At 68.4% G+C, this 11,723-nt stretch carries 10 protein-coding genes and 1 pseudogene; 8 read left to right on the top strand and 3 right to left on the bottom strand.

The annotated features are described in order from the left end of the window. Positions 1-163: 163 nt before the first annotated feature. From ACFV8T_RS08780 to ACFV8T_RS08750, 7 genes are all read left to right on the top strand, one after another. On the top strand, positions 164-1,393 hold the full coding sequence (locus ACFV8T_RS08780; protein WP_385325855.1) for an ATP-binding protein: 1,230 nt from the start codon (positions 164-166) through the stop codon (positions 1,391-1,393). Next, positions 1,390-1,794 carry a roadblock/LC7 domain-containing protein gene (locus ACFV8T_RS08775; RefSeq protein WP_266417211.1) on the top strand — a complete coding sequence of 135 codons (405 nt, stop codon included), beginning with the start codon at positions 1,390-1,392 and terminating at the stop codon, positions 1,792-1,794. The genes ACFV8T_RS08780 and ACFV8T_RS08775 overlap by 4 nt, the downstream gene beginning before the upstream one ends. Further along, positions 1,791-2,165, top strand: a complete 375-nt coding sequence (locus ACFV8T_RS08770) for a DUF742 domain-containing protein (protein WP_385325853.1) — start codon at positions 1,791-1,793, stop codon at positions 2,163-2,165. The genes ACFV8T_RS08775 and ACFV8T_RS08770 overlap by 4 nt, the downstream gene beginning before the upstream one ends. After that, entirely contained in the window at positions 2,140-2,730 is a 591-nt protein-coding gene (locus tag ACFV8T_RS08765) for an ATP/GTP-binding protein (RefSeq protein WP_093547819.1), read from the top strand. The genes ACFV8T_RS08770 and ACFV8T_RS08765 overlap by 26 nt, the downstream gene beginning before the upstream one ends. Positions 2,731-2,845: 115 nt before the next feature. Continuing rightward, positions 2,846-4,237: a cytochrome P450 gene (locus ACFV8T_RS08760; protein ID WP_385325851.1), complete on the top strand. Its 1,392-nt coding sequence runs from the start codon at positions 2,846-2,848 to the stop codon at positions 4,235-4,237. A gap of 347 nt (positions 4,238-4,584) precedes the next feature. Beyond that, positions 4,585-5,715 carry a cytochrome P450 gene (locus ACFV8T_RS08755; protein ID WP_385325849.1) on the top strand — a complete coding sequence of 377 codons (1,131 nt, stop codon included), beginning with the start codon at positions 4,585-4,587 and terminating at the stop codon, positions 5,713-5,715. After that, positions 5,712-6,491, top strand: coding sequence for an enoyl-CoA hydratase/isomerase family protein (locus ACFV8T_RS08750; RefSeq protein ID WP_385325840.1), 780 nt, complete (start codon positions 5,712-5,714; stop codon positions 6,489-6,491). The genes ACFV8T_RS08755 and ACFV8T_RS08750 overlap by 4 nt, the downstream gene beginning before the upstream one ends. A 206-nt stretch (positions 6,492-6,697) precedes the next feature. Here ACFV8T_RS08750 and ACFV8T_RS08745 read toward each other — a convergent pair whose 3' ends face one another. From ACFV8T_RS08745 to ACFV8T_RS08735, 3 genes are all read right to left on the bottom strand, one after another. Next, positions 6,698-7,147 (bottom strand): hypothetical protein, encoded by a 450-nt coding sequence (locus ACFV8T_RS08745; RefSeq protein WP_385325838.1) that lies wholly within the window; start codon positions 7,145-7,147, stop codon positions 6,698-6,700. A 247-nt stretch (positions 7,148-7,394) separates the two neighbouring features. Next, complete coding sequence (locus ACFV8T_RS08740) at positions 7,395-8,429, bottom strand: hypothetical protein (protein WP_385325836.1); 1,035 nt, start codon at positions 8,427-8,429, stop codon at positions 7,395-7,397. A gap of 2,246 nt (positions 8,430-10,675) precedes the next feature. After that, on the bottom strand, positions 10,676-11,131 hold the full coding sequence (locus ACFV8T_RS08735; RefSeq protein WP_385325835.1) for a hypothetical protein: 456 nt from the start codon (positions 11,129-11,131) through the stop codon (positions 10,676-10,678). A gap of 220 nt (positions 11,132-11,351) precedes the next feature. Here ACFV8T_RS08735 and ACFV8T_RS08730 point away from each other — a divergent pair. Next, a pseudogene (locus ACFV8T_RS08730) lies at positions 11,352-11,654 on the top strand (RNA polymerase sigma factor); the annotation flags it as partial. Positions 11,655-11,723 lie beyond the last annotated feature (69 nt).

Genomic DNA, 11,723 nt, shown 5'->3' with positions numbered 1-11,723 from the left:
CTGATGGCATATGGGGGCATTCCGGGAGGGATGAATTCCTCGGCCCCACACCCGGAGGGGCCCTCCCTGAGTGGCGCGAGCCATGGCCCGACCAGCCAGGCACTCGCGGCACATGAGGGAGCGTCAAGCCGTATCCATAGCCATGGCACTTGAAGTGAGTCTCATGACATTTGCACAGGGCCCTCTTCTGTGGGCACTGGTTGTCGTTGCGCTGGTCGCTGTGGGTGCCGTTCTGCGGGCTCGCAAGACCAATATCGGACTGCGCAGACAGAATGCCGAACTCCACCAGCAGCGGGATGTGCTGCAGAGACAGCGTGACGAACTACACGTCGCCTACGCCGGCCTGACGCATCAGCACTCCGCGGAGCTGGCCGAGGTCCGCAAGGACGCCGAGGAGGAGACCAAGGCGGTCCTCAAAGCCGCCGTGCGCACCCTCCAGGGGCTCGCGGACGAGCAGCAGGTGGTCATCGAGAACGCGCAGCAGAAGTACGGCGACGACCCCGGCATGCTCGCCGACCTGATGGCCATCGACCACGCCAACAGCCAGTTCGGGCGCCGGGCGCAGGGCATCGCGGTGCTGTGCGGCGGCTGGCTCGGGCGCCGGGAGACCGTCGCCTCGGTCTTCGACGTGGCCCGCAGCGCCCAGGGCCGTATCCGGCAGTTCGACCGGGTGCGGGTCAACGGACAGGTGAACTTCTCGGTCGTCAGCAAGGCCGTGGAACCCGTGGCGGTCGTCCTCGCCGAGCTGCTGGCCAACGCCACCAACTACTCCGCCCCCGGCGCCCCGGTGGAGATCAACATCCAGGCCGTTCCGACGGGCGTCTGCCTCATCGTCGACGACGCCGGTCTCGGCATGGGCCAGGAGGAGAAGGACCGCGCGGCGGCCCTCCTCGCGCCGCAGGCCGCGATCAGCGTCTCCAGCCTGGGCATTCCCCCGCAGTTCGGGTTCGCCGTCTCCGGGATGCTGGCCGCCCGCTACGGGTTCAGGGTCTCGGTGGACTCCGTATCCCCCTATGGAGGCGTACGCGCGGTGGTTCTCCTGCCCGACGAGTTGCTGACCGGCGATGTGCCCGCGCCGCCGCCCCCGGTCGCCGCCGAGCGCCACGACGCCGACATCGCGGCGCTCCCCCGGCGTCAGGCGCCCGCGCCGTCTCCGACCCCTCTGTTCCCTCCGGCCGCGCACCCGGCCGCCGCCCCGCAGCCCACCGGGCCCGCCACCACCGCCGGTGGCCTGCCCAAGCGTCGTCGCAAGAGCCCGGTGTCGGTGGTGCCGTCGGCCGAGCCCGGTCCGGTGCGCAGCAACGAGGAGACCGCTTCCCGCCTGGGCGCGTTCCAGCGCGGAACGCGGTCCGGGCGTGACATGACGACGATGGAAGGACCCGAGTTCCAGTGAACCCCGATCTGTCCTGGGTACTCAACGATGTGCTTCAGGTACCCGGAGCACGGCACGCGATCCTGGTCTCCGCCGACGGCCTGTTGCTGGCCAACTCCAGTGAGATCGGCCGGGACGACGCGGAGACCGTGGCCGCCGCGATGAGTTCCATGCAGTCGCTGAGCCGGGCCGTCGCGCCCTTCATCGGGGCCCAGGCCCCGGGCCGCTGGCGTCAGACGCTGCTGGAGTACGACCACGGCTGGATCTTCCTGATCGCGGCGGGCACCGGCGCCTATCTGGCGGCGGCCGCCGCGGCCGATGTGGACATGGAGGCCATGTCCTTCCGCATGCAGCAGCAGGTCACCGCGCTGGGGAAGGCGATGACGACACCTCCCCGCCAGGACGCGGGAATCGACGTATGACGACGCCGGGCGAGGAGCAGGCGGTCAGCAGCGGGTTCGTCCGGTCCTACGTCATCACCGGCGGGCGCGGCCTGCCCGATGCGGAGGGCCTCTCCCTCGTCACCCTGGTCACCATCGCACCCGACCGGCAGCCGCCCCCGAACCCGAGCCCCGAGGTCCGGGCCATCTGGGAGCTGTGCTCCGGCGGCTATCTGTCGGTGGCCGAGGTGGCGGGCCACCTCGGCCAGCCGGTCGGTGTGGCGCGACTGCTGCTGAACGACTTAGCGGAACAAGGCCACCTGATGCGCCGCAAGGCGCCACCGCCGGCTCAGCTCGTTGACAGGAAGATCCTCGAAGAGGTGTTGCATGGACTCCACGTCCGGTTCGGCTGACAGCATCTATGTGCCGGACGCGGTGCGGCGTGCGGCGAAGATTCTCGTCGTCGGGCACTTCGCCGTGGGCAAGACGACGCTCATCGGCACCCTCTCCGAGATCACTCCGCTGCGCACCGAGGAGCGGATGACCCAGGCCGGGGCGCACATCGACGATCTGCGGGGCGCACCCGACAAGGTGACCACGACGGTCGCGCTGGACTTCGGCCGTCTGACCCTCAGCGACGAGCTGGTGCTGTACCTGTTCGGTACGCCGGGCCAGCAGCGCTTCGTCGAGCTGTGGGAGGACATGGCGCGCGGCTCGCTCGGCGCGCTGCTCCTCGTCGACCCGGCCCGCCTCGCCGACACCTTCCCGGTGATCGACCTGGTCGAGACGTACGGGCTGGAGTACGCGGTCGCGGTCAACAGCTTCGATCCGTACTCCCGGCATGCCGAGGAGGAGTTGCGCGAGGCTCTCGATCTGCTGCCGGACACCCCGGTCGTGTACTGCGACGCCCGGGACGAGAAGTCGTCCGCGCGGGCCCTGATCACTCTGGTCCAGCACCTTCTGGCACACGTGGCCTGAGAGGCTGTCGCCCGACCGCCGTTCGCACGGCCCTGGTCGGGCCATGGCCTCCGGGCCCGTCTTCCGTCCACCGTCCGGGCCCTTCGGGGCCCGCGATCACATCGAGGAATCACACATGGACTCGTCGCCGGGATCCACCCCGTACAGCGCCCCCACCGGGTGTCCGATGCGCGGTGAGCGACAGACGTCGCTCTACGGGCCGGAGTTCGCGTCCGATCCGCACCGCGTGTACGACGCGTTCCGGGCGCACGGACTCGCCGCTCCGATCGAGCTGGCCCCCGGCGTGGAGGCCACCTTGGTCGTGCAGCACGAGGCTGCGCTCCGGGTGCTGCAGAATCCATCCTTCTTCGCCCGGGACGCGAGGCGCTGGGGCGCGTTGCGGGAGGGCCGCGTACCGCTGGACAGCCCGGTGCTGCCCATGATGGCGTACCGGCCCAACTGCCTGTTCACGGACGGCACCGAGCATCTGCGGCTGCGCAAGGCGGTCACCGAGAGCCTCGGCCGGCTCAACACCACCCGGCTCAGCCGGGACGTGGAGCGGATCGCCGACTACCTCATCGACCAGTTCATCGAACGCGGCAGCGCGGACCTGCTCGGCGACTACGCCAAGCTGCTGCCGCTCCTGCTGTTCAACCAGCTCTTCGGCTGCCCCGGCGACATCGGCGACCGGCTGACCCGCAGCATGTCCGCGATCTTCGACGGCGAGGACGTGCTCCGCGCCAACACCGATCTGACCGAGTGCCTGATGGAGCTCGTCGCGATCAAGCGGCGGCAGCCCGGCGAGGACATCACCTCCTGGCTCATCCAGCACCCGGCGGGGCTGCGGGACGAGGAGCTCAAGGACCAGCTCGTCATGCTGATGGGCGCGGGCGTCGAGCCGGAGCGCAATCTGATCGCCAACGCGCTGCTGCTCATGCTCTCCAGCGACACCGGGGTCGCGCAGCGGCGGGGTACCGGGATGCTGGTCGAGGACGCCCTCGACGACGTGCTGTGGAACAACCCGCCGATCGCCAACTACGCGACGCACTACCCGGTCCAGGACATCGACCTGGGCGGTGTGACGCTGAAGGCGGACACCCCGGTACTGATCAGTTTCGCCGCCGCGAACAGCGACCCCGCGCTCACCGACGCCCGCCAGACCCTGAGCAAGGGCGCCCATCTGGCCTGGGGCGCGGGCCCGCACGTCTGCCCGGCGAAGTCTCCCGCGCAGCTCATCGCCCTCACCGCGATCGAGAAGATCCTCAACACGGTGCCCGACCTCACCCTCGCGGTGCACCCCTCCGCGGTCGAGTGGCGGCCGGGCCCCTTCCACCGGGCCCTGGTGTCACTGCCCGTGATCTTCAGCGCCGCCCCGGCGCGGCGGACCACGGCGTCGGCGGCGCAGTCGCCCGTTCCGTCCCGGAATGCCGCCCCGAACGAGACGTCGGCCGCGCACTACGACCACGCGGAGCCGCAGAAGAAGACGAAGGGCTGGTGGAGTTCCTTCCTGGACGTGTTCCGGGTGTGAGGAACGTCTACCTGGACGTGGCGTACGGCTTGTACGCATAAGACGGGCTTTCTTACGCGTAACAGCTGTGACTGGAGAGGAAGTTGAGGCGCGAGCGGCAAACGACAAGGGGCTGAAGCAGGGTTTCTCTGTGATACGGGCAACAACAATCCACGCATGGCTGGCATATGCGGAGGGGTAGGTTCTGCCGGTAACCATGAGCCCAGGTCAAGGAACTCTGCGTGAGCGCAATATGTGGCACAGACAGGCCCCCCGTCGACCGCCGTGCCCTCATCTCCCTCCTGAGACGTCTCAAATCGCCCGAGGGGCAGGCTGATCCCTACCCCTTGCTGGCTGATCTGAGATCCATGGGCGATGTCGTACGCGCTCCCTGGGACGCGTACTTCGTCACGGGCTTCGACGCGTGCAGCGAGGTGCTGCGCGGCCGCAACTGGCTGGCGCCCGACTTCGCCTGGCAGGAACGCCAGGCGGACACCGAGCGCTGGGAGGCCGTCGCCACGCAGGAGATGACCAAGACCCTCTCCCGTCTCAACGCGCCCGAGCACACCTGTCAGCGCCGCAGCCTCGGCAACCTCTTCGACCGGTCGACCATCACGCGGCTGACCCCGCTCGTCGAGGAGCACGTCACCCGGCTCCTCGACGAGCTGTCCGACAAACTGCGCTGGGGCGAGGCCGACTTCGTCAGCACGGTCAGCGAGCAGCTCCCGATCAGCACCATCGGATCCTGGCTGGGGATACCGCCCGAGGACTACGCCCACATCCTGGAGATCACCCACAACCAGGTGCACGCCCAGGAGCTGCTGCCCACCAAGAGCCAGCTCGCCGTGTCCGCCGAGGCGACCGTCCAGCTGCGCGCCTACTTCACCGACCTGGTGGAACAGCGCCGGGCCAACCCCGGCAACGATGTCCTGACCGGCTGGATCCACACCTGGGACGCCCAGGAACCCGACCGCGAGGCGGCGGACGAGATCCTCTACCGGCTCACCATGTTCGTCACCATCGCCTCGCTGGAGACCACCGCCACGCTGCTGTCGGCCATGGTGGAGCTGCTCCTGAAGGAACCCGGCAGGTGGGCGTGGCTCGGGGAGAACCCCGGATACATCGACGCCGCCGTCGACGAGGTCCTGCGGTACGACCCGCCGATCCACATCAACACCCGGATCGCGGCGGACGACACCGTGCTGGCGGGCGTCCCGATCGCCAAGGACAGCATGGTCCACGTCATGTACGGAGCCGCCAATCACGACCCCCGGCGCAACGAGGACCCGGACGCCTTCGACGTCCGGCGCTCCGGAACGCATCTGACCTTCGGGGGCGGGGTGCACTACTGCCTGGGCGCGGCCCTCGCACGCCTGGAGGCACGCACGCTCCTGACGCAGCTGCTGAAACGCTTCCCCACCCTGCGCGCCGTCGCGCCGGCCGACTACGCGTCCCGGCTGGTCTTCAGGCGGGTCACCTCGCTGAGCGTGGCGATATGAAGCTCTCGCTCTCCCAGTATCTGACCCCGAACCGGCGGCTGGGCACGGTGCGCACCGAACGCGAGGGCGCCGTCCTCCGCGTGGAGCTGGACTCCCCCGCCACCGGCAACGCGGTCACCGAGGCGATGCTGGACGATCTGCTGATGGTCCTGGCCGTACCGGACCCCGACGTCCGGGTGCTGGTGCTCAGCGGGGCCGGCGACGACTTCTGCCTGGGCGGCGACCGGAACGAGTTCGCCGGCTGGCTCGACGAGGACCCCACCGGGCGGGGCATCCGGATCGCCGGTGACAAGGCCCGCCGGGTCTGCGAGGCGATCTCCACCAGTCATGCCGTCACCATCGCCCGGATCCAGGGCAAGGCGATCGGCGCGGGCCTCGCGCTGGCCCTCGCCTGCGATCTGCGTGTGGGCGCCGACACCGCCGGCTTCCGGCTGCCGGAGCTGGCGCTCGGGCTGCCCACCGCCTGGGGTGGCGTACTGCCCCGGCTCATCCACGAGGTCGGCGCCGCCCGCGCCCGCGAACTCATCCTCACCGGACGCGCCTTCGACGCCGCCGAGGCGCACGAGCTGTCGATCCTCCAGCGCATCGTGCCCGAGAACGACCTGGACGCGGCCGTCACCGCCTGGACCAAGCCCATCGTGCGCCGCCCCGAGGCCGCCCTGCGCGTCACGAAGGCGCTGCTCAACTCGTACGCCGCCCCCACCCGGCTGGCCGACCCGTCGGTACTGGACGCGGAACTCATGGCCACCGTCGCGGCGGCGACCCGGCGACGGTAGGGGCTGCGGTGCTCATCGGCCTGCCGGCCGGTGCCGGGGCGGGGCGGGGCGGAGTAGTACTCCCCCTGTTGTCCCGTCCCGGAGCCGTTCCGACAATGACGCCCGCAAGGCGCCTTCGCAGCCGGGCGCGGGAGCCATGCGGAACCGGCCTGTCCTTTCCAGGTTGAGTCTGCGAATTCCTTAGGCGCTGGGGTCCGTGTCCGTGATCAGTCGAACCAGACCACGAGTCGCACGTGCTCTGGTCCGTGCAACTCGGCCAGCGTCCGCATCACGTCCCAGACCGGCGCCCAATGGGTCCCTGCCCCGGCGACGGTACGTCGGCTGAGCGTGCCGGACCGATCGGTCTCGCCCCAGTCGGCGGCTGCCAGTTCGGCCCAGCTGATCCAAGTCGTTCCGTGCGCGTCCTGTGCGCCCCACGTGTTGAACGCGTCCCGCAGTCCGTCAGAGGCGTCCACCGGCAAACCGCGGCCTTCGGCCAGCGGCCGGAACCCGAAGGAGTTGCGGACGCCGAAGAGGCAGGCGAAGGCGTCATAGGCGTTCCCGGTGTTGAGGAGGAAGAGGTCAATGGCGGGGTGCCATACCGCGTCCTCGTCGTCCTCTCCCCAGATCCGGGCCAAGGGCCTGCACTCGATCATTCCGCTCGCGTCGGTGGACATGTCTGCAGTCTGCCGAGGGCGGACACGGCTCGTCGCCTCAATTTCGTAACACCCATGAGAGGGATGCCCTGCCACCCCGCCGGCGGCACCAGTCTCGCAAGGTCACCTCGGGCCTCGCGAGATCCCTCGCAAGGTTGGTCTGGAACTCGCAAGGTTCACCGCTACAGGACACCGGCCGCACAGGGCCCGATGGGCAAGCCGTCGAGCACAACCCACCGTGAAGAACCCGTTGTGAACAGCAGCCCGCTCAGTCGCAGCCGAGAGCGGTGCGCGCGGCCTCGGGGAAGCGGTCCAGGACCGAGGACTTACGGAAGAAGTCCATGGCCGCTTCGTCCACCGGGCCCTCCGTGTTCTCTTCCGTGAAGAGATTGTCCATGGCGAAATAGGTCTCCTTGCCCCCGCAGACGACCCGTTCGAAGCCATGCTTCTCGGCGCCGCTGAACAGTTCCGGGTTCCGGATGATCGCGAGGCGGGCGAAGGGGCCGTGTTCGTCGTCCCTCGGCAGGCCGGTGACGGGATGCTCCAGGGACAGGTCGCAGAACCAGGCGTCGCCAAAGGAACCCGAGGTCTGTTCCTGTACGGGGGTGCCCGCCGGGGCCGTGGCGGCGAGGGCGAAGCCGGGCAGACCACACACCTTGGCCGGGTCGGACCTGCTCACCCGGGAGGCGGAGAGGTAGCGGAAGCCGCCCGTTCCCGACCTCGTGGAGTCCGACTGCGAGCTGGCCGACAGGCACTGGTGGGACGTAGCGATGGCACGGGCCGCGCGCTCCGCCGTCCGGGACAGCTTGGCCGGGTCCACGTCGCCCTGTTCCACTCCCACCCGCAGGACGGTGCGATCACCCTTGACCGCCCCTTCGCCCACCATGGCGCACGGGGCGGGGAGAGAGACCCAGCCGGTGCCGTGCGCGTCGAAGGCACCGGGGAAGAGGCCCGTCACGATGTTCTGCTCGCCCGAGATGGTCCACAGGGAATCGACGAAGGGATGGCCGGCTTCGACCGCGGTGGCCCGGAGCCGGACTCTTACGTCCTTCCCGCCAGGAAGCCAGCTGGTCCGTTCCAGCACGCAAGCGTTCGTCGAGTCGAAGCGGCTGGTCACCCGGCCGCTGCCACCGAGACCTTCCTGTGCGTCCTCGCTGCTCAGCCAGCCGCCACACAGTTCCCGGGGTCCGAACACGTTCGTGTTGGCCGCGACCGTCACTCCCGCCACCACGAGCAGGGCACAACAGGCCAGGACAAGGCCCCGCCGCCACCGACGCCGCGTACGGGGTGTTTCCGTGGTCACGTCCGTTCATTCCCATCCGAGATAGGTCGCCGCATCGCTGCGGGCGCTGGCGTACGACTGCTTGGCCCTGGTGCGCATGTCCCTCCACGCATCCCAGTCAGGGTCGTGCTTCGCGTTCTCGTGGTCCTCGATGTCCACGCCCCGGTCCTTGGCCCAGGCGTCAATGAGCTCGTACGTACCGTTGATCCCGGAGCTGTAGTGACCGGAGTTCTTCTCCACGGCTGCCGCTTCGGCTGCCTCACTGACATCCTTCGTCCACTCGTACCCGGCCGCGTCCACCAGACGCTGTGCGGTGTCGCCCAGGACCGGAAGACCGGTGATCGGGGCACCGATCAGGTGGTAGCCGTACCGAGTGTCGTCGTTGACCTGGGCAATCTTGCCGTCACGCTCGTCGAGGATCACATCGGAGCCGATGGAGTTCATGGCCCCCATGACCTGGCCGAGGTCGTTGGCCGGGTTGGTCCAGCGCACATGGCCCTCACCTCCCTGTGCCGGAGCCTCGACCAGCCGCTCCATCGCGTAGTCCCTCTGCGTGGCGTAGAGCAAGTTGGCCGTGTCGGCCTCCTCGGTGACGCCGCGCATGACCCGCATGAGCGAGTCCTTGCCCACGGTGATCCCAGCCTTGGCGTCGTGCCCCGAGCCGTCCTGCCAGATGCCGTCTCGCCCCGCCGGACTTCCGTAGCGAGGACCGTCGGTCTCCGCGAGGATGTTGTGGTTGTCAGCCGCGTAGTCCGCCATCGCGTTGGCCAGGTTCTGGTGCATGTTCTTGGGCACGCTGTCACCGGCCGCGCCGCTGTCGAGGTACTCGATGGTGCCCTGCATGACCCGGGCCTGGGCGGGGGTGTGGGGGCCGGGGCGGCCGTTGGACTCGCCCTCGGCCAGCGGCGGATGCCCGGTGGATGCGGCTTCCAGCGCGGCGCCGAGGCCGGTGTGGCTGTAGGGGTCGTCGACCACCACCCTGGGATAGTCGGTGAGCAGAATCTTCGGCCAGTCACGGGACTTGTCGCCGGTGCCGGTCAGATACTCCAGCCGGTGGTTGCCCTTCTCCGGGTCCTGTCCGGGGTCGAGGAAGGTAGTGGCTGTGTCGGGATCACGACTCATCACACCGAGCAGGGTGTCGATGGCGTCGGCACGAATGCCACTGTGACCGGCACCCCTCTGCACGAAGAACTCGTGGTCATTCTTCTCCGCGGCAATGAGATCGTCGCCCAGTCCGTACAGGAAATCCTCATTGAACTTGTCATCGGCCGTGTTCATCATGCTGACGAACGTGGAGTAGCCAGTGACCGGATTGGATGCCGAGCCAAAGTTCTTGGTGCCGTTCTGCTTGAGGTCCCTGGTGAATTCCTCGTAGAACGCGCGGTCCTGATCGTTCCTCGGCTTATGCGTCGCACTGGCCACGGTGTTACCCAACTCGCGCTGTGCTTGCAGGAGTTGGATCCGGCTACTCTTGTCGTCGTATGCCATCTCGAACAGCTTGTTGCTGAGCCTGATGGAACCGTCCGCGCCCAGCACCTTCAGGAAGGGCTGGCTGAATTCCTTGTTGCCACTGTTGTCGCGCAACGCGCGTTCAAGACCGGCGAGTTCCTTGTCGGACACCTTTTCGCCCGAGTTCAGCTTCATCGCGGTGTCTGCGGCGGCGTCGGCCTCGTACTTCTCGATGTCGCCAGTCGCCCTGGAGTTGAAGCCTCCCATGGTGCCGTCAAACGGGTCGCTGTCCTGCATCGCGGCCTTCAGGGCCAGTGCGAATCCGTCGTCGGCGTCTCCGACTGCGCGGACAGCGGCGGCTATGTGATCGGTCCAGGACTGCTCTGTGTCGCGCAACCCCGGGTCATGATGGGCGGCGAAACGTTCTTGCTCGGTGGCCTTGCTGTAGTCGAAGCGGGCTTGGCCCTGGTCGGAAACAGCCATTCCGACCTTGACGGCCTCCGCAACGGCAGCCTTCACCTTGGCCCGCAGATCGACGAACTGGGTGTGCGCGTCCCGGATCAGCGAGGCGACCGCCCTCGCCTCGGTCTGCGCGGACCCGTATTCCTTGAGGGTTGCGGTGAAGCGCTTGTTGGCCGCGTCAGCACTCAGACCGGACCAGGACTGCCCCAGGCTGATGCCATGAACATCCTTTTTGTAAGCGCCCTCGACCTTCTCGAACTCGGCGGCCATCGCGTCCCACTTCTCGGCCGCCGCAGTCAGTGCGGACAGGTCAGTGGTCATGACTTCGTGGTAGCTCGGCACTTCTGGCCCCCGGATCAGTTGATGTCGTTGAGCTTCGACACGCCCTTGAGCCGGTTGCCGATGCCGATGTCGTGACTCTGGAACCGGATGCCGGTGTCGCGCAGCAGCGCGCTCTCCGAGGCCAGCCGCTTGCACAGCATTTCGACCTGCTCACCCCAGTCCTTGTCGGCCTTCTTCAGCGCACTCGATGTGGCCCACCCATCCCCGTCCTTGGCTCCGAACGCCTTGGCTGCCGCGCTGTTGGACTCGTCCGCCCAGTTACCGGCTTTACGGGTGTCATCGAGGATGGGCCCGTCGATGGCGTCGGCAGCAGCCTTCTTCGCGGCCGGAGTCGACGCGAAGTCGGGCGTGGCGACGGACGGGGACGGGGACGACCCACCGGTGCCGTTGGGAATTTGGTTGAGACGCATCGATATCGAGCCGTTGTCGCGGGACTCCGACTTCAACTGTTCCCACTCGCCCCAGGCCATCGATGTCGCCCCTCCCCGTGCGCACTTGCGTGCAGAGATCCGAATTTCTGCACAAGTATGGTGCATCGAGTGCCCACCACTGGCGACTCAACTGCTCAGCGAATCAGCCCACACCTCCTTCATGTTCGGTACGAGCGCGGCTGCGCACCGGGGGGCCCGTGATGCGGGTCACAGGAACTCCGGGCAGGGTGCCGGACAGACGGTAGGGGTGAGCACACATCTGCGTACCCGGGTACGGGCCGGGGAATCGAGCGCGTTCGCGGAGCTGTACGACAGCTGCGCCCGCACGGTTTACAACCACGCGTTCCGGCTGACCGCCGACTGGGCGACGGCGGAGGACGTGATGGCCGCGACCTTCATGGAGGCCTGGCGGCTGCGGGACAGGATCGATCCCGAGGGCGGCTCACTGCGTCCCTGGCTGCTGGGCATCGCCACCAACACCGCGCGCAACCAGACCCGCGGCAACCGGCGTTACCGTGGGGGGGGGGGGGGGGGCGTACCGAGGGAGGGGGAGCCGCACATCCACCACCAAGAGTGCGAGGGAGGGGGCGCGGAGCACCCGCCCCCCCCCCCCCCCCCCACCCAATCCTCG

Source organism: Streptomyces sp. NPDC059832 (assembly GCF_042731715.1).
In the GTDB taxonomy this organism is placed as follows: Bacteria; Actinomycetota; Actinomycetes; order Streptomycetales; family Streptomycetaceae; genus Streptomyces.
Note: the sequence above shows the minus strand (reverse complement) of the source record. Positions and strands in the feature narration are given on the sequence as shown.